Source organism: Streptomyces sp. NPDC090445 (assembly GCF_044769385.1).
GTDB lineage: Bacteria > Actinomycetota > Actinomycetes > Streptomycetales > Streptomycetaceae > Streptomyces.
The window spans coordinates 196,712-214,281 of sequence record NZ_JBIVXV010000012.1 but is presented as its reverse complement, the minus strand read 5'-3'; the positions used below and the strand labels follow the sequence as shown (position 1 = coordinate 214,281).

Sequence of the window (17,570 nt, the reverse complement as noted above, 5' to 3'; positions counted from 1 at the left end):
GTGCCAGGAGTGCAGCCCCAGGACACCGGCGCCCGCGATGTGGTCGCCTACCACCACCACCCGGTCAAGGCGCCGCTGCTGAGGGAGGTCATGCTCCCGCTCGCCCGGTCCTGCACGGCGGACGGACTGGCCGCCCACATCGAACGGCACTGGCTGCACGGCCCCCACCTGCGGCTGCGCCTCCAGGGACCGGCCGTACAGGTCGCCGCCGCCGCCGAGGCCGCCGCGGCCCGGATCCGCGACCGGCTCCGCCTGCACCCCTCCGTGGGCGACCTCACCGAGGCCGAGCTGCTGGAGCGGGCTGTCGCGGCCGGACGCAGCGAGCTCATCCCGCCGCCCTACGGGCCGATCGTCCCCGACAACACGGTCCGGATCGAGGCCGTCGACCGCTCCTCCCTCATCGGCCTGCTCGGCGATGACGGCGCGGACCTGCGCGACGACCTGCTGCGGGCCGGCCTCGGCGCGCTGCAGGCCGGAGCCGACTTCCTCGGGGAGCGCGGCGACACCGCGCAGGCACGGCTCCGGCTCGCCGTCACCGCGCTCGCGGCGCACGCCTGCGCCCATCCCGGCGGCCTGGCGGGCGGCCACTTCTCGTACGTGTCCCACCTGGAGGACTTCCTCGTCCACGACGACCCGGACGGGCGGATCCGCAGCAGCTTCCGGCGCCACGCGGAACGCGCCGGCGACTCGGTCACCGCGCTCGTCGGCCGGATCGCCGAAGGCGGCGCGCAGGGCTGGGAGCAGGCCTGGGCGGACTTCTCGGCGGGAGCCTGGCAGCTGGCCCAGAGCCGGTACGACGCGGGCGCCGACCTGCACGGCGTCCCACTGGAATACCGGGCGCGGGCCGCCGCCACCGGGGACGAGGACGTCCACGCCCGCTGGAACCAGGACATCCGCACCCGCTACAGCGAGTTCCACCGGCTGCTGCGCCGCTCCGACCCGCAGGGTGCGATGTGGAGCCGGCCCGACTACCTGGTGTACCGGGCCTGCACCAACGCCCTGTACCGGCTCTTCGCCATCTGCGACATCCGGCCGCTGGAACGCTACCTGGCCGCCCACCTGGTCATCGGTACGGTTCCCGCACTCACCGGCTGCGACTGGCGGGCGGAGATCGACGCGGTCATCGACGCGGTGGAGGCACGGTCGTGACGACCACCCGGGCCGCCACCCCTGACACCCCCAACACCCCTGACATCCCTGCCACCCCCGTGACTCCTGCCGCCTCCTCGGCCCCCATTGCCTCTGCTGCCCCTGCCACCTCTGCTGCCCCGGCCGCGTCCGTACGCCGCCTGCGTCCCGGAGCCGCCGTCACCGTGCTGCGGGACGGCCTCCACCTGAGGGGCCGGCGCGGCAGCGTCACCCTGGAGGGCAGCAAGGCGCTGCCCGCCCTGTGGCGGCTGCTGGAGGAGCCGCTGCGGGACGGCGGGCTCGAACGCCTGCTGGACGGCATGGAGGCGGACTCGGCCGTGCGCAGGGCGGTGGACACGCTCCTGGCCCGGCTGGACGAGCACGACCTGCTCGTCACAGGCCCTGCCGAACTCGCCGGCCCCACCGAATTCCCCGAGTCCGCCGACGGGGCAGGCCCGGTCGCCCGGTGGCTCGAAGCCACCGGGGAGGACCCTGCCGGCGCGGCCGCGGTGCTGGCCGCGGTGCGGGCCGAGGTGGTGGCCGGAGCCCCCGACGGGCCGCTCGCCAGGGCCGCCGGACGGGCACTGGCCGCGGGCGGGCTGCCCGTCTCGTACACCGCCGATCCGGCCCTGCCCGAGGGGCGCGTCCTGCTGTACGCCCGCGGGGCCGGCCCGGAGCGGGGCATCGCGGCCGGGCTGTGCGGTGGGCACGGCTACGCCACCGCGCCCGGCAGTGCCGCCCAGATCCGCTCGGACGCCGCCGCCCTGGAACCGCGGCTCACCCCGGTGCCGGCGGCATCCGCCGCCCCGCCGCGTCTGCTCGCCACGCTGGTGGCCGGCGCGGCTGCGCACCGGCTGCTGTGCGCCGCGGCCGGACTTCCGGACCCCGCGGACGAGGGCGAGGACGGGCGCCTGCTGCCCGGCCTGCCCGCGGTGCTCCTCGCCGACGCCCGGCCGCCGCGGGCCGAGTACCGCAGCTGGCTCGGCCCCGAACGCATCGATGCCGACCGGCGGAGCGGCCTGGAACCGGCCGGCACCCTCGCCGAGGCGCTGCGCCGGGTCACGGTCCTCGGCGACCGGCGGTGCGGGGTGCTGCCCGAGCCCCTCCCGGGGAACCTGCCGCAGCTCCCCGTGGCGCTGGCGGCCTGTACGACGCCTGCGGCCGGGGCCGCGGACGGCCCTCCGGACCCGGCGGACGGCCCTCCGGACCCGGCGGACGGCCCTCCGGACCCGGCGGACGGCCCTCCGGACCCGGCGGGTCCGGTCTCCGGCGCGCCGCGGCTGGACCTGGCCCGCCTGGAGGTGTTCTGCCGGGCGGCCGAACTCCGGCTGGGCGGGGCCGGGTTCACCGTCGGCGCCGATCCGGGGCACGCCCGGGGCCGGGCCCTGCGCGCCGCCGCGGCCGACCGCCTCGGGCGCTCGACCGGCCGTACGCAGGAGGCCCCGGGGGAGTGGGGCGCCCACCCGCAGGCCCGGCACTGGTGGACCACGCTGACGGTCCGTCTCGGGGTGTCCGCGCGCCTGGAGGTGTTCCGGGCCGCCCCGGGAGCGGAGGCGTACCACGCCGTGGTCCACGGCAGCGGCCCGTCGGCCCGCCCGGTGCTCGGCGAAGCCGTCGAGGCCACCCCGGGGGACGCGGCGGCCTTCGCCGCGCTCGCCGCGGTGACCGCGCTCTGCGTGCAGGAGGCCGGGCTTCCGGCCGACAGCCCGCCACCGTCCGGCGGCGCCGTCGCCCCGCTGGCCGCCGCCGGGGTGCGGACGGCCGCCTGGGAGGACCCCGGCTGGACCGGGGGCTGGCTGGCGGATCTGGCCGGACGGGAAGCCGCCTTCCAGGCCGCGCTGCGCCGCCTGACCGGAGCGGGCCGCCCCGGTGCGGCCCGCCGCCCGGAGCCTCCGCTCCCGCCGGCCGCCCGGCAACTCGCCGACCGGCTGCGGGCCTTCGGCTTCACCGTCCTGCACACCCCGGAGGAGGAACGATGACGAAGGCGGCGCCCGTCCCCGCCGTACCCCGCCCCCCGGACGCCTCCGGGCCGCTCGGCGACACACTGGCGGTACCGGTGCTCGACGCCGGAGCGGCCGCCGCGGCCGTCTCCGGACGGGCCGCGGTCCTGCTGCCCCGCTGGACGCCGGGCCTGGCCGAGGAGCTGAGCCGGCACGCGCTCGGCCACCCCGTGTCCCTGGCCCCCGTACGGCTCGACGGCGCCCTGGCGGTGGTCGGCCCCGTGCTGCGGCCGGGCGCGGCGGCCTGCCTGTGCTGCGCCGAGTACCAGAGGCTGGCCACGGCGGGCGGCCGGGTGCCGTGGCGGAGCCCGAAGCTGGAGCTGGCCGGCGTACTGTCCCCGGCGCTCGCGGACTGCGTCGGCGCCCTCGCACAGAACCTGCTGGACGGCGACGGCGACGGCGACGCCGACGGTGGCGGTGGCGGTGGCGCCGACGGTGGCGCCGACGGCGAGGGTGGCCTCACGGGCGACGGCGGGCCGGCCGGTACTGCGGAAACCGCCGTCGTGTACGTCGTCCACCTCGGCCGCGGCACCTGGTCGACCCACCGCATCCGCCCCGTCGGCGGCTGCCCGGTGTGCCGCCCCCTGCCCTCGGACTCGGCCGCCGGGGCGGCCCCGCTGCCCTCCGGGCCCCGACCGCTGCCCGACCCGTACGTCCTGCGCGCCCCCAACTCCCGTACCAGCGCGAAGGGCCTGCGTGCGGCGCTGTACGACGAGCGGTTCGGGCCGGTGCGCCGGCTGATGCGCTCCGAGGACTCGGCGTTCTCCCTGACCACCGCCATCGTGACCGACGGAAGGGCCCTGGACGACGGCGGATACGGCCGGGCCCGCGACTTCGCCGACAGCGAGCGGATCGCCCTGTTCGAAGCCGTCGAGCGGTACGCGGGCATGCGCCCCACGGGCCGCCGCACCGACCTGAGGGCCTCCTTCGCCGCCCTCGGTCCTGACCGGGCGGTGGACCCGGAGCGACTCGGCCTGCCCGACCCCGCCCACCACGGCCACCCGGCCTCGCCGACCGTCCCGTACACCCCCGACCTGGAACTGGACTGGGTGCAGGGCTGGTCGCTCACCCGCCGGCGGGCCGTCGCCGTCCCCGAGCACGTCGCCTACTGGGACGTGCCCGGCCCCGGCCGGCCGCGCGTGGTGTACGAGTCCTCGAACGGCTGCGGGCTCGGCAACAGCCCCGAGGAAGCCGCGCTCTACGGCCTGTTCGAGGTCGCCGAGCGCGACGCCTTCCTGATGGCCTGGTACGCGGCCACCCCGCTGCGCCGCGTCCAGCCGCCGCCCGGCGACACGGGCACGGCCATGCTCGCGGACCGGGCGGCCCTCGCCGGCTACCGGCTGTCGCTGCTCGACGCGACCAACGACTTCGGCATCCCCGCGGTCGTCGCCGTCTGCCGGTACGAGGGCGCCCACCCGGACGCGCCGCGGATGTTCCTCGCGGCGGGCGCCCACCACGACCCGCGCGCCGCGATCAGGTCCGCGGTGGCCGAGGTCGTCACCAACGTGCTGGAGTCCGCACACCTTTCGCTCGCCGAGGACGGGCGACGCGACCCCGAGCGGCTCCGGCCGATGCTGGAGCAGCCGGAACTGGTGGTGGGCCTCGACGACCACGTCGGGCTGAACACCCTCCCCGAGGCGGGCCCGCGCCTGGAGTTCCTCTTCGCCGACACGCCCTGTGTGCCGGTGGCCGAGGCCTGGCCGGGGGCGCCCGAACCGGTCGGCGACCTGACCGGCCTGCTCGGGACGACCGTGGAGCGGCTCGCCCGGGCCGGCCTGGAGGTGATCACCGTCGACCAGACCGAACCGGGGCTGCGCGACCGGCTCGGCCTGCACTGCGTCAAGGTCGTCGTCCCCGGCTCGCTGCCGATGACCTTCGGGCACGTCAACCGGCGGACCCGGGGACTGACCCGGCTGCTGGAGGTCCCGTACCGGCTGGGCCGCACCGGCCGCCCGCCGCGCCACGACGACCTGGCCCTCCACCCGCACCCCTTCCCCTGACCGCCCCGGCCGCGAACGAGGACCCCACGCGATGACCACCGACACCTGGCACAGCCTCCACCTCTACCTGCACTCCGACACCGAGGACACCGACCGCTTCCTCCTCCGGGAGGCGGCCCCGCTGCTCGACCGCCTCACCGCACCCGGCGGGGCCGCCGCGTCCTGGTTCTACATCCGGTACGGCGAGGACGGCCCCCACCTGCGGATACGGGTGCGAGGGCTGAGCGGGCCGGCCGCCGCGGACCTGGCGCAGCAGCTGGCCCGGGCGGCGAAGGAGGTGCCCGCGGTGCCGGGCCCGTGGCCCTCCGGGCACGGGGAGGTCCGCGAGGTCCCGTACGTGCCCGAGACCGACCGCTACGGCGGTCCGCAGGCCCTCCCGGTCGCCGAGGAGGTCTTCGCCGCGTCCACACGGGCGGCCTTGGACGCCCTGCGGGACCTCCACGCCGGTGCCGGTGCCGGTGCCGGAGCGGGGGCGGGGGCGGGGGCGGCCGTGCGGCTGGCGCTCGCCGCGGACCTGGCGCACACCACGGCGTACGCCCTCGGCATGGACCGGCTGACCGCGGCACGCTGGCTGCGCCGCCACGCGGCCGGCTGGCGGTGGGTCACCGACGTGCCGCTGCTGCCGGGCGCCTCCGTGCACGCGCGGGTCAACTCCGTCTACGCGGCGCAGCGTACGGGCCTGGCACGGCGCGCGGCGGCCGTGCGCGAACGCCTCGGGACCGGAACCGGGACCGGGACCGCGGGCGGCCGGCTCGGCCGGTGGGCGGACCGGGTCCGCGAGGCCGACGCGCTGCTGCGCGCCGCGACCGCCCCGGCGGGAAGCGCACCGGACACCTCACCCGACACGACGGCATGGATCTGGGCCTCGCAGCTCCACATGCTGTTCAACCGGCTCGGCATCACCCCCGACGAGGAGCGGGCGGTGTGCCGGCTCGCCTCCCGGACCCTGCTGGAGACCGACGAGCCGCCGGGCTTCTTCCCGCAGGGGCACACCGCGGCCGACGTCCAGTACCTGGAGCGCAGCAAGTTCCAGATCGGCCGCGGCGAGGACACGGCGCTGCGGTCGCTGCCCGCCCCGCGGCATGCGGCGGCGGGTCCGGAGCTCGCCCTGCCCGCGGACCCGCTCCCGGAGGTGCCGCTGGGCGCCGCGCTGGCCGACCGGTCCTCGCTGCGCGGCACCCTCGCCGGACCACTGGACGCCGGCACGCTGGGCGCGCTGCTGTGGAACTCCCTCTCCGAGAGCAGCCGCTCCGAGCAGCTCCTGGCCGACGGCACGGCCCGTACGCTGGTCCACCGCGCCTATCCGAGCGCGGGCGCCCTGTACACGGCCCGGGTCCGGCTGCTGGTGCTCGACGTGGCCGGGGTCCCCGCCGGCACGTACGACTGCGTGCCGGAACGCCGGACGCTGCGCCGGATCGGCCCGGTGCCCGAGGTGGACCGGATCAAGGCGCTGTCGACGTACCTGTCCCGACCGTCGACGGACCCGGACTGGATCGGCATCGACGCAGCGCCGGCCGTCCTGGCCGTGTACGCGAACCTCGGCGTGCTGCGCCGCCGCTACGGTCTGCGCGCCCTGCGCCTGGCCCTGCTGGAGACCGGCCACCTGGCCCAGACCCTGCTCCTGACCGCCTCGGCCCTGGGCCTGGGCGGCACCCCGCTCGGCGGCTTCCACGACGACCTGGCGCACGAACTCCTGGGCCTGGACGACCTGGAGCAACCGCTGCAGTACCTGCTGCCGCTGGGCCGCCGCCCGGTGGAGCGCGGCCGGTAGCGCACCGCGCAGCCCGCACCCCGCACCCCGCACCCCGTGCCGTGCGCCGCTACCGGCGGGCGGCACGGCGGCGCGCTAGGAACACGCCGAGGACCATCCCGACGAAGAGGGTGACGGTGAGGACCACCCAGAGCGGGATGGTGACGGTGGGGACCCACAACCTGACGGTGACCGGGCCGGTGTTGACGGCGATGAACCAGATGGCGAGGGCGGCCAGGACGACGAAGCCGATGGTGCGCAGCCGCACGTCGCGGCCCTTGACGGTCAAGGTCGGCGGCTGGTGACCCGCTGAGGCCTTCTGTGCCATATACGCCATTATCGGGGTCTTCCCGGCCGAGGGCGACCGGGCCCTCCCGGGCGGCCGCCACACCTCCGAATTCGTTTGCCCGGACGGCGTACGCCTCCCTAGGGTCGTGCGCACCGACGGCGTGTAGCTCAGCCAGCCAGAGCACCGGACTGCCTATCCGGAGGGCGCAGGGGCAGAACCTGCCACGCCGGCTTATGGACGAGAACGCTGACCAGCAGCCGACAACGCCCCGCACGGCGCCGCACGCGCACACCGCCACGGCGTCCCCCGCCTATGCCGCCGCCTCATGGGCGCGGGCGCTGCGCACCTTCGCGGCGCACCCCGACCCGGCCACCCGCGAGCGTGCCGACGGCCGCATGCGGCAGTGGCGGGCCGTGCTGTCCGGCATCGCCACCGGGCAGCTGACCGTGGGCTCCCGCACACCCGTCGCCGGACTGCCTGCCTGGGTGACCCCCGAGGTGGTGCGGGGCGGCTTCGCCACCGGCACGCCCGCGGCGGGCGGCCCGCTGGCCCCGTACGAGGAGCAGGCCGCGCGCCGCGCCGGCATCCCCGCCACCCGCGCCGGACTGTTCGCCCACGCCCTGTCGGAGGAGGGCCTCGCCGGGCTGTGGGAGCTCCTGGACAGCGGCCACTACGAGGTGGCGCTGCCGGAGGAGTCCGCGCTGCTGACCGTGGCCTGGCTGGTGCGGGCCGGCGACGTCGACGCGGCCGCCGTGCTGGTCGCCGAACTGCAGCCGTTCGCGGACCGGTTGCGCTTCCTGCCGCGCCCGGCGGACCGGCCGGCCCCCGACGCGGCCGCCGTGCACCGCCGCAGCGTCGGCGAGGTGTCGGGACGGCTCGCCGCCAGGCAGCCCAAGGCGGCGATCGAGGCGCAGCGCGAGGCCCTGGCGGTGTGGCGGCCGTTCGAGGACGAACTGCTCGCCCACTGGCTGCGGTACGGCCCGGACACAGCGGACGACCCCGCCCGGGCGGACACCTCCTCCCGGGCGGGCGACCCCTCCCGGGCGGAGGCCGCCGCGCTGCTGGAACGCTACCGGGAGCTCGCCGCCGCCCACCCGCTGTGCGGCAAGCACCGCAACCCCAAGTCGAACGCGGGCATCCTGCGCCGGGCCCTGGAGGAGACGGCCGCCGGGCGGCCGCTGCCCGCCCGGCTGGCCGGGCTGCTGCAGCACGCGGTGACCTCCATGGTGGCCAAGCGCGGCCTGCCCGGGTCCCCCGAACACACGCGGCTGCGCCGGATCCAGGCCCGCCAGGCGGCCCTGCCCCCGCACCACCGCATCGCCGCGCTCGTCGCGCAGCGGCTCGCCCCGCTGGACCAGCGCGACGGCACGCCCGACGTGGAATCGCCCGTCGCCCCGGTCACCGCCGCCGAGTCGGACCCCTCCGGGCTGCCGGCCGGCACCGCCGTCCCGGAGCGGCTGCGGCAGACGGTGCGCTCCGCGCTGAGCGCCCCTCTGGAGACCCTGGTCGAACGGGGCGTCGTGCCGTCCGCCGAGGTCCTGGCCGAGCTGGTGCCGCAGCAGGTGGCTGCCGCGACCGCCCTGCGCTACCGCGACCCCGCGCTGCGCACCCTGGCGGCCGCGACGTACCGCGCCTTCCGCAACCGCCGTTCGCTGCTGCTGCTCAACCTCGCGCACCAGGTGCGGGTGGACGAGCTGCCCTGGGTGCGGGCGCTCGCCGCCCACGGCACCGACGCGGACGCGGCCGAGCGCGCCCGTGGAGCGGCCGGGGAGGCCCTGCGGCAGCTCGGCGGGCTGGCGGTCGGGGCGTTCCCGGGGACGCTGCTGCCCAACTCGCTGGTACGCGAACTGTCCCAGCTGGCGCGGCAGGCGGAGCTGTCGGACGCGCCGTTCGTGGAGGAGCTCGCGGCCGACATCTTCATGGGGGCCTTCACCCCGAAGTTCCTGACCGCCGCCCGGGTCGCCGCCGACCTCCTGGACGGCAGCCCGTACGCCCGCTACTACGGGATCGACTGCGCGGCGGTGCGGAGCATGGCGGTGGTCCAGGCCGCCGAGCGCCTCGCCCGCGCCAGCGGAGCCCGCACGGCGCCGGCGACCGCGCCTTCCTTCGCCGGGATGTGCGCGGAGCGGGCCGACGCCGCCCAGAGCCGGCCCGCGGACTCCGCGGGTACCACCCGGTCGTGGTCGCCCGCCGCCAACGGCACCGTGATCGAGCAGGCGCAGATCCTCACCACCCACAACCTCGCCGTCCTGGTCCGGCACGCCGGTATCGCCCCGGCGGCGGGCTGGGAGGCGCTGGCCCGGGCCTGCTTCACCACCGTGTGCCGGCTGGTCGCGCAGGTGCAGGGGCACCCGCGCCCGCTGGGCACGGTGAAGGACGCGGCCTACGCGTGGCGGCAGATGCTCTTCCACCTGTCGCTGTGCACCCCGGACCGGCAGGCGGCCGTCGTGGAGTGGGCGGCAGCCGAGGCCGCCCGGCAGCCGTGGCACACCGCGGCCCGCCTCGCCCCGGCCGTGGCCGGGCTGCGGATGGTTGCCGCGGGCGGCGCGTTCGGCCCGGACGGGACCGCACAGGGCGGCCTGGCCCGCCGCTTCCTCGGCTGGAGCACCGGCGGCCACTGGATGTGCCGCCGGACACCGGCCGGACCGGCGCACCCCTGACGGGCCGCTACTCAGCCGGTGGTGAGTACCACCGCTCATGATCCGGCGGCCGCGCCCTCCTACGGTGGCGGCATGACAGCGAACGCCACACCCCCCGACTCCCACGCCGGCCACCCGGGCGCCGCCTCCGGCACCGGATCGCGGACCCCGGTGTGGCTCAAGGGGTGCTGGATCACGCTCCTCGTGCTCGCCGCCCTGGCCGGCCTCGGCCTGTGGGCGCTGGACGAGGTGGAGAAGGGCCTCGACGGGTACGGGCAGCTGGAGCAGATCGACGGCGCCGACGGCGGCGTCGCAGACCCCCTCGGTCCGGGCGCCACCGCCCGCTACGAGGACGGCCTGAAGGTGACCGTCGGCAGGCCCCGCCCCGAGGCCGACGGCACCTACCGCTTCACCGTCACCTACCGGAACGGCACGGACGAGGAGCAGCACCCGGGCGGCGAGTCCGCCGAGTCCGCCGCCTCCGAGTACGACGGGCCCGCGCCCGTCGTGGTGCGCGCCGGGCGCTCCCTGGACGACTACGCCCCCGACAGCGTCCGGTGGCTGAACCTCGACGAGTCCGCCGCCGCCCTCATGCCGCCGTTGGCCGAGGACGGGACGCGTACCGTGCCGGTGCGCGTGAAGCCGAGCAGGAAGGGCATGACCGTCACCGTCCAGGTCTGTCCGCCGGACAAGGGATACCGCGAGACCGCCTACTGGCAGTTCACCCTCGGCTGACCCCGGCCTGCCCGGCCCAGCGGCGCAGCGCGGCCGTGGCCCGTTCGGCGTCGGCCGGGGGCAGGCCCGTGATGGATATGTGGTGGCTGCCGTCGCGCACCCCGAAGAGGTACGAGTCGCGCGTGCCCCTGCCCGGGCGGAAGGGCTCCGCGACCGCCACGTCGTTCTCGCCGTTGACGAACATCAGCGACCGGCCGTGGAGCCGCACCCAGCGGTCGATGTCCGCCATCGCCCCCTGCCGGAAGCGCAGGGGTATCTCCCGCGGTACGTACGACCGGACTTCCTGCACTCCCGGGTGGCGCAGCAGCCCCTCCAGGTGCGGGGCGGCGAACGTCGCGTACCCGAGCTCGGTGCCCAGCTGGTAGAAGTACGGCGTGTAGGGCCGCAGCGACTGGTCGGTGTACACGGGAAGCAGCGTCACCTTGGCGACCCACGCGTAGAGGGCGTCGTCGGACGCGTCCGCGCCGGGCACCGCGGCGCAGCCGTCCGCAGGCTGGTGCATCCAGAACATCATCGGCAGGCGCAGCACGGCCAGTTCGAACGCCCGGTCCGCACTGCCGATGGTCCCGAAGGTCGCCTTCTGCTCCTCCGCCCAGCGGCCGTACCGCTGCGTCATCGCCTCACGGCGTATCAGCGCCTGCCGCTGGACCTCCATGAGGGCGGCCCGACACTCGGCGGTGCCGACCTGCGCCAGGCGGGCGTCATAGGCGCGGTCGTCCCGGTCGTCGGTGTTGTTGGGCGCGGAGTAGGCGACCGTGCCGGCCACGTCGTCCGGGTAGAAGCGGCGGTGGTAGACGGCCGTCATCCCGCCCTTGCTGCCCCCGGTCGATATCCACGCCCCGCGGTACAGCTGCTTGAGCGCGGTGATCAGGCGGTGGTGGTCGCTCGCCGCCTGCCAGACGGTCAGCGTGGACCAGTCCTGGTCCGCGCCCCGGGACGTCCCGAAGAACCGCTGCTCGGTGGTGATCTGATTGGCGTCCAGCAGCGCCGCCGGCTCCGACAGGCGCTGCGGCGCGGACCCCAGGTCGTAACCGCTGCTGTACAGCACCATCGGGCGGTCGACCGACTTGTGCACCAGCGTCAGCCTCTGCTCGAACGACCCCCGCTCGGGATGCCGGTGGTCGGCGGGCTGCCGGAAGGCGAGGTCGAGGACGGTCTGCCCGTCGGCCCCGGGCCGTTCGCCGGTCAACCGCATCCCCGGAACCGCCCCGACCCGGGCCCGGATGCCGTCGTCCTGCGGCGCGGCCCCGGCCGGAGCGGCCAGGCCGGTCGCTGCCAGAACCGCTACCGCGGCCACGGTGACCAGGCGTTTCATCGTCGTCTTCATGTCTTCAGGAAACCCCGGCCGACCCCCGCCGCGGATCCCCCGTGCGGGGAGGACGTCTCCCCCGTGCGGGGGAGGACAACCCCTGCCGCCGGCAGGGAGGATGGCAACCGGCTCACACCGTCAGCCGGGCAGCTCCAGCAGCTCCCGGGCCAGGCTCCTCGCCGTCAGGTCCGGGTGCGGCGTCCCGTCGCACGGGAGGAAGCCGGAGACGACACGGCGCGGGGAGAGGGCGATGTGCTCCACCGCGGTCCGGGCCGCTTCCGGGAGCAGCCGCATCGCCACCAGGGCGCGCAGCGCACCCAGGTGCGGCTCGTGCCGGTCGCGGCTGCGGGCGAGCTGGTCCGCGATGACCGGCGCGGTGTCGTGCGTACGGCCCGTGACGCGCCAGATCGCGGCGGCCGCGTCCGCCCGGCTCTCCCGGTCGGGAGCCAGGAGCCGCTCCTCCACCAGCGGCAGCAGGGCCGCCGCGGCCGGACCGAGTTCGCCGGCCACCCGCACGGCCGCCCTGCGCCGGGCCACGGCGTCGGGCAGCGCCCGCACCACGGCCACCGCGGGCCCCGCGTCCCCGGTGACCCGGGCCAGCACCGTCGCCGCCTCCAGGTCGCCGGCGTCGGCCCCGGCCCGCAGGGCCGCCACCGCTCCCGCGCCCAAGGCCGGGCCCAGTGAGGCGAGCACCCCGGCCGCGGCCGGCAGCAGCCCGACCAGGTCCGCCGCACAGCCGGCGGCGAGCTCGGGGAAGGGCAGCAGCGCGTCCACCCACCCGTGGCACGGCCGGGCCGCGACCCGGCGCGCCACCGGCAGGGCCGCCGCCCCGAACACCTCCACCGCCGCCGGGACCACCGTGCCGGGAGCGGACACCGGGGTCGGCGCGAGCGTCGCCGTCTCCTCCGGGAACTCGTCCATCAGGCGCAGCACCAGCCCGACCGCGCCGGGCACCCGCAGCCGCACCGCGGCATGCACCGCCGCCACCCGCACGGCCGGGTCGTCGGACCGCAGCGCGGGCTCCAGCCACGGCGCGGGCGCACCGCCCTCCAGCGCGGCGCCCGTCCTCGCCACCCGGTACAGGCCTTCCACATCCCCGTCCACGGCCGCGTCCACGGCCGATGCCGCCAGCCACGGCAGGGCGTCCCGCTCCCGGTCCCGCCACGTCTGGGTGAGCTCCCAGGCCAGCGGCGCGCCGCGCCGCACCGCCCGCAGCGCGGCCTCCGGATCGTCCATGAGCCGCTGCCCGAGCGGCCGGTAGCCGGCGGGCCACGGATGGTCCCCGTGGTGGTCGGACACCGGCCCGCACACGTCGAGCGCCGCGTCCACCCATGCCGCCGGCAGCGGCAGGGGCGCGGTCCGCAGCAGATCCGTCAGCGCCGCCCCGCGGACCAGCGGCTCCGCCTCGGACAGCAGCGCCCGGTTGCGCGCCTCCCTCGCCTCCGGGGAGACGTCGAGCAGGCCGAGCGCCGTGACCAGGTCCGCCCGCACCTCCGCGTCGTCCTCCTCCGCCAGCCGGGCCCGCAGCAGCGGCATCAGCGGCAGGGACGCCTCCTCGCAGGCGGCGATGATCCACACCATGGTGCGCCGCACGGACCGGTCCTCGTCGTCCGCAAGCGCCAGCAGCGGCGGCAGCGCCGCGGCGACTGCCCGCCGTACCTGCCGCCACTCCGGGCCCGCCCCGTCGGCCGCCCCGTGCAGCAGCCACAGCAGGCGCAGCCGGTCACCCGGCCCGTCCAGGGCGAGCCGGGCCAGGAACGGTACGGCCGCGGCCGTCGCCGAGTAGACCGACCCCTGGTGGCACAGCGACGAGACCAGCTCCTCCAACGCCTCGTCGCGCACCTGCGGGTCCGCCGAGCCGGCTGCCCGCAGCAGGTCCGGCACGTCGTCCGCCGCACCGTACGCGTGCTCCAGCGCGGCCCAGTCGATGTCGTCGATTGCATCCGGCATGATCGCGACCCTACGGTGCCGGGTACCCGACGCCCGCGGCGGGCGCCTGGTCAGCGCCAGGCCGGATGGCCCTCGGTCGCCGAGGCGGTGGTGAGGGAGCGGGAATCGGTGCCGTCCGCGCGGACCGCCCAGATCACCGGCTTCTCGTACGGGCCCCGTACGAAGGCCAGCCAGCTGCCGTCCGGCGACCAGGCCGGGTCCATCTCGTGGGCGTCCGTCGCCACCACGGCCCGGTCGCCCGTCCCGTCGGCGCCGACCACGCGGATGTCGCCCTGCGTCCCCCGCCCGTAGGTCCCCGCGGTGTACGCGAACGTGCGGCCGTCCGGCGACCACACCGGGTCGAGCGCAGGATGCGGCAAGCGGGTCAGCTGCTGCGGGGCGGCCCCCGGAAGGTCGGCGTCCACTGCGTGGATCTGCCAGTCGTCCTTGCCGGAGGCCATGCAGAAGGCGATCCGCTTGCCGTCCGGCGACCACGCGGGGTCCTCCACCTGGCCGGTGCCGGTGGTCACCTGACGGGCGGAGCCGTCGGCGACGTTCACCACGAACAGCTGCTGTACGCCCTTCTCGGCGCGCAGCACCGCGAGGCGGGTCCCGTCGGGGGACCAGGACACCCGCCCGCCGGCGATGGCCGCGATCCGCCGCGGGTTCGAGCCGTCGGCGTTGGCCGTCCAGACGGCCGTGCCCTGCGCGGTGACCTGGGTGTAGGCGAACGACCGCCGGTCCGGGGACCACTGGGGGAGCATGGCGCAGGCGTCCCCGGCGGTCAGCCGTACCGGCGCCGCGGCACCCGGGTCGCGGCGGGAGATCACGCCGTGGCAGTCCTGCGGCCAGCCCGCGGCGGTGTCCTGACGGACCAGCACCGGGGCGGTGGGGAAGGCGGCCGGGCCCGCGGACGCGGACGGCGAGGCGGCGGCGGAGGCCGAAGGGCTGTCGGGCCCTCCCGCACCGTGGTCCTGGGAGGAGCCGGACCACGGCCGCCACACCAGGAGACCCACCGCGGACAGGGCGAGCAGGACGGCCGCCGCGCGCACGGCGGTGCCGCGTCCGGGCCGACGCCCGGCCGGCTCCCCGGCCGCGGTGACCTCGGCCGCCCCGGTCCCGATCCCGGCTCCGGCAACGATTCCGCTCCCGGCTCCGGCCCCGGGACCGGCTTCGGCCCCGGGACCGGCTTCGGCCCCGGCCCCGGCTTCGGCCCCGGGACCGGCTTCGGCCCCGGCCCCGGCCCCGGCCCCGGCCCCGGCCCCGGCTCCGGCTCCGGCAACGATTCCGGCTGCCGCAGCGATTCCGGCCGTGCCCCGGGCTCCGGCTCCGAGACCTGCTCCGGTCTGGGTGAGGGCCTGCGCATCCGTCGGCCGTTCGGGGCCGGGCGAGCCCGCCGCCGTGGGCGTCCGCAGCGAGGCGGCGTCCGCATCCGGTGCTTCCGCCGCTGCCGCCACGGCCGGAGCGCCCGGGTCCGCCACGGTCTCCGCCCGGTCGGCCGCCGGGGCCGGAGCCGGGGACGGTGCCCCAGAGGGTTCCGCTTCCGCTTCCGGCTCCGGGTCCAGGACCGGCGTCGGCGTCGGGACCGGGGCCGGCAACCGCCCCGCGGCCGCGGACGGCGCGGGGTCCTGCCGGTGCAGCAGGGCCATCGCCGCGTCCGGCAGCCAGCCCTCCGCGGGCCAGCGGACGGTCAGCCGGTGGAGGAACTCCCCCGAGGCCGGCCGGCCCGCCGGGTCCTTGCTCAGGCAGTCGGCGACGAGCTCGCGGAGCTCGCCGGGGACCGCGCTCAGGTCCGGCTCCTCGTACACCACCTTGTAGTGCCGGGCCGTCGCCGGGCCGTTGCCGAACGGCGAGCCGCCCGCGGCCTGGGTGAGCACCACGCCGAGGGCGAAGATGTCCACCGCGGGAGTGATCGCACCCCCGGTGAGCTGCTCGGGCGACAGGAATCCCGGGGTGCCCACCTGCATGCCGGTCTGCGTCAGGGACGTCCCGTCCAGCGCGCGGGCGATGCCGAAGTCGATGACCCGGGGGCCGTCCTCCGCGATGATGATGTTCGCGGGCTTGAAGTCGCGGTGGATCACCCCGGCCCGGTGGATCGCCTCCAGCGCCTCGGCGAGCCCGGCGGCCAGCACCGTGAGCGTGTCCACCGGCAGGGCCGTGACCCGGGCCAGGACGGTGGCCAGCGTCGGCCCCGGTACGAACGCGGTCACCAGCCAGGCCGGGTCGCCGTCGGGGTCGGCGTCGACGACGGGAGCGGTGTGGAAGCCGCCGACGCGGCGCGCCGCCGCCACCTCGTCGGCGAAGCGGCGCCGGAAGCCGGGCTCGGTGCTCAGTTCGGGGCGTACGACCTTCACGGCCACGGCCCGCCCGGACGGGGAACGGCCCAGGTAGACCACGCCCATGCCGCCCTGGCCGAGCCGGTGGGTCAACTGGTAGCGGCCGTCGCCGACGGAGGCCGGATCGCCCGGTCCCAGCGGATTCATGTGTGAGCACCCCCGTTCCGCACCGTGCGCGGGTGCTGCCCTTTTGCTACCGGTCGCGCCGCCCGGCAGTCAAGCCGGGCCGGGAACCCGCGCCGACCTGCCTGCTTTCCCGCCGCCGCGCGCACGGCCGCGTCCGCCCGTCACCCGCGCCCGCGCCAGATCTGCTCGTACGCCTCCCGGTAGCCCTCGGGATCCCAGGAGGTGCCCCCGCCGCTGTTGTCGGCCGTCACCACGTGCACGGGGGCGACGTACCCGCTGGGCGGGCTGCCGGTGAAGGCGCGGTTGAACTCGTCGACGATCTGCCAGCCCTGCTGGGTGAGCGGCTCGGGGACGGTGGCGGCCTGGAACCGGCCGCTGTTGATGCGCTGGAAGGCGGAGGGGTCGCCGTCGCCCGCGCCGATGTTGAACGGGGGCCCGGCCCCGGGCTTCCCGGCGGCGCGGAAGGCCGGGGCGGCATCGGCGAAGTAGAGGTCGTTGATGGCGACGGAGTGCGTCCACTTCTTCCCGAAGCGGGACAGCAGCGAGGAGATCTCCTGGGGGGTGCGCTGACTCGCGTCCGGAATCGGGATGTTCTTGTACGCGAGGAGCCTCGCGCCGGGGCAGGAGGCGAGCTGCCGCTTGATGAGCTCGGCCTTGTTCCGCGCGAACGGGATCGAGTCGTCGGTGAAGACGACGACGCCGGCGTCGCCGTCGGACCGGGCGATCACCCAGTCGGCGCTGATCCGTGCCACGTCCTCCACCTTCGTGGTGATGTTGGTGAACAGCCTGGGGCTGGTGCTGGGCCCGGGGGAGCTCACCGCGTGCCAGCCGATCAGCGGGATGCCCGCCGCCTCGGCCCGCGCCACCTGCTGCGAGGTGAGGCGGGGGTCGAAGCCGCCGATGACGATGCCCGACGGCTTGAGGGTGACCGCCTGGCTGAACGCGGCCTGGATGCCGGCCGGGGTGCCCTCCCCGTCGATGACCCGGACGTTCCAGCCGATGGCCTCCGCGGCCTCCTCGACCCCCTTCGCGACAGCGGCGACGCCCGGGTTGGTCATGGTCTGGGCGACGTAGACCAGCGTCTTGCCCGGTACGGCCGCGGGGCCGCTCCGCGGGCCGTTCCAGGCGGTGTCGGTGCTCTCGGCCGCCTGCACGGCGGCCTTCGCCTTCCGCAGGGCGTCGAGGCAGCCGCCGGGCGACGGCGCGGTCGCCGTCGCGCGTCCGCTCGCGGTCGCGGTCGCGTTCGAATCCGCCGGGCCGCTCTCGCAGCCCGCCAGGAGGCCGGCGGCCACCGCCCACATGGCCGCGGACGCGACGGCGGTCTTCCGG

11 protein-coding genes and 1 tRNA gene are annotated in these 17,570 nt (G+C 76.9%); 7 read left to right on the top strand and 5 right to left on the bottom strand.

The window, feature by feature from the left end; genetic code table 11:
• From ACIQUT_RS23460 to ACIQUT_RS23445, 4 genes are read left to right on the top strand one after another with little or no spacing between them, the layout of a single operon-like run.
• Positions 1–1,149 carry a hypothetical protein gene (locus ACIQUT_RS23460; protein ID WP_403565329.1) on the top strand — a complete coding sequence of 383 codons (1,149 nt, stop codon included), beginning with the start codon at positions 1–3 and terminating at the stop codon, positions 1,147–1,149.
• Positions 1,146–3,107 carry a hypothetical protein gene (locus ACIQUT_RS23455; RefSeq protein WP_403565327.1) on the top strand — a complete coding sequence of 654 codons (1,962 nt, stop codon included), beginning with the start codon at positions 1,146–1,148 and terminating at the stop codon, positions 3,105–3,107. Before ACIQUT_RS23460 ends, ACIQUT_RS23455 begins: the two co-directional genes overlap by 4 nt.
• A complete protein-coding gene (locus tag ACIQUT_RS23450) occupies positions 3,104–5,128 on the top strand; it encodes a TOMM precursor leader peptide-binding protein (protein ID WP_403565325.1) in 2,025 nt (674 codons plus the stop codon). Before ACIQUT_RS23455 ends, ACIQUT_RS23450 begins: the two co-directional genes overlap by 4 nt.
• A 31-nt stretch (positions 5,129–5,159) precedes the next feature.
• Positions 5,160–6,899: a thiopeptide-type bacteriocin biosynthesis protein gene (locus tag ACIQUT_RS23445; protein ID WP_403565324.1), complete on the top strand. Its 1,740-nt coding sequence runs from the start codon at positions 5,160–5,162 to the stop codon at positions 6,897–6,899.
• A 49-nt stretch (positions 6,900–6,948) separates the two neighbouring features.
• On the opposite strand, the gene ACIQUT_RS23440 is transcribed toward ACIQUT_RS23445, so the two are convergent.
• Positions 6,949–7,206 (bottom strand): LapA family protein, encoded by a 258-nt coding sequence (locus ACIQUT_RS23440; RefSeq protein ID WP_403565322.1) that lies wholly within the window; start codon positions 7,204–7,206, stop codon positions 6,949–6,951.
• Positions 7,207–7,323: 117 nt separating this feature from the next.
• Here ACIQUT_RS23440 and ACIQUT_RS23435 point away from each other — a divergent pair.
• From ACIQUT_RS23435 to ACIQUT_RS23425, 3 genes are all read left to right on the top strand, one after another.
• Positions 7,324–7,397 (top strand) — tRNA-Gly (locus ACIQUT_RS23435).
• A gap of 3 nt (positions 7,398–7,400) precedes the next feature.
• Positions 7,401–9,827 carry a hypothetical protein gene (locus ACIQUT_RS23430; protein WP_403565320.1) on the top strand — a complete coding sequence of 809 codons (2,427 nt, stop codon included), beginning with the start codon at positions 7,401–7,403 and terminating at the stop codon, positions 9,825–9,827.
• Between the two features lie 72 nt (positions 9,828–9,899).
• A complete protein-coding gene (locus tag ACIQUT_RS23425; protein WP_403565318.1) occupies positions 9,900–10,541 on the top strand; it encodes a hypothetical protein in 642 nt (213 codons plus the stop codon).
• On the opposite strand, the gene ACIQUT_RS23420 is transcribed toward ACIQUT_RS23425, so the two are convergent.
• The 4 genes from ACIQUT_RS23420 to ACIQUT_RS23405 all read right to left on the bottom strand — a co-directional run bounded on the left by ACIQUT_RS23420 (position 10,528) and on the right by ACIQUT_RS23405 (position 17,542).
• Entirely contained in the window at positions 10,528–11,868 is a 1,341-nt protein-coding gene (locus tag ACIQUT_RS23420) for a S28 family serine protease (protein WP_403565316.1), read from the bottom strand. The two genes, ACIQUT_RS23425 and ACIQUT_RS23420, sit on opposite strands and share 14 nt — an antisense overlap.
• Positions 11,869–11,988: 120 nt before the next feature.
• Entirely contained in the window at positions 11,989–13,800 is a 1,812-nt protein-coding gene (locus ACIQUT_RS23415; RefSeq protein ID WP_403565314.1) for a hypothetical protein, read from the bottom strand.
• A 50-nt stretch (positions 13,801–13,850) separates the two neighbouring features.
• Positions 13,851–16,262 carry a protein kinase gene (locus ACIQUT_RS23410; protein WP_403565312.1) on the bottom strand — a complete coding sequence of 804 codons (2,412 nt, stop codon included), beginning with the start codon at positions 16,260–16,262 and terminating at the stop codon, positions 13,851–13,853.
• Between the two features lie 140 nt (positions 16,263–16,402).
• Positions 16,403–17,542 carry a substrate-binding domain-containing protein gene (locus tag ACIQUT_RS23405; protein ID WP_403565359.1) on the bottom strand — a complete coding sequence of 380 codons (1,140 nt, stop codon included), beginning with the start codon at positions 17,540–17,542 and terminating at the stop codon, positions 16,403–16,405.
• Positions 17,543–17,570: the final 28 nt, after the last annotated feature.

Bases quoted from the DNA above. Each gene is read 5' to 3' on its own strand.
- ACIQUT_RS23450 (WP_403565325.1), top strand. From the start codon at position 3,104: ATGACGAAGGCGGCGCCCGTCCCCGCCGTACCCCGCCCCCCGGACGCC.
- ACIQUT_RS23445 (WP_403565324.1), top strand. From the start codon at position 5,160: ATGACCACCGACACCTGGCACAGCCTCCACCTCTACCTGCACTCCGAC.
- ACIQUT_RS23440 (WP_403565322.1), bottom strand. From the start codon at position 7,206: ATGGCACAGAAGGCCTCAGCGGGTCACCAGCCGCCGACCTTGACCGTC.
- ACIQUT_RS23430 (WP_403565320.1), top strand. From the start codon at position 7,401: ATGGACGAGAACGCTGACCAGCAGCCGACAACGCCCCGCACGGCGCCG.
- ACIQUT_RS23425 (WP_403565318.1), top strand. From the start codon at position 9,900: ATGACAGCGAACGCCACACCCCCCGACTCCCACGCCGGCCACCCGGGC.
- ACIQUT_RS23420 (WP_403565316.1), bottom strand. From the start codon at position 11,868: ATGAAGACGACGATGAAACGCCTGGTCACCGTGGCCGCGGTAGCGGTT.
- ACIQUT_RS23415 (WP_403565314.1), bottom strand. From the start codon at position 13,800: ATGCCGGATGCAATCGACGACATCGACTGGGCCGCGCTGGAGCACGCG.
- ACIQUT_RS23410 (WP_403565312.1), bottom strand. From the start codon at position 16,262: ATGAATCCGCTGGGACCGGGCGATCCGGCCTCCGTCGGCGACGGCCGC.
- ACIQUT_RS23405 (WP_403565359.1), bottom strand. From the start codon at position 17,542: ATGTGGGCGGTGGCCGCCGGCCTCCTGGCGGGCTGCGAGAGCGGCCCG.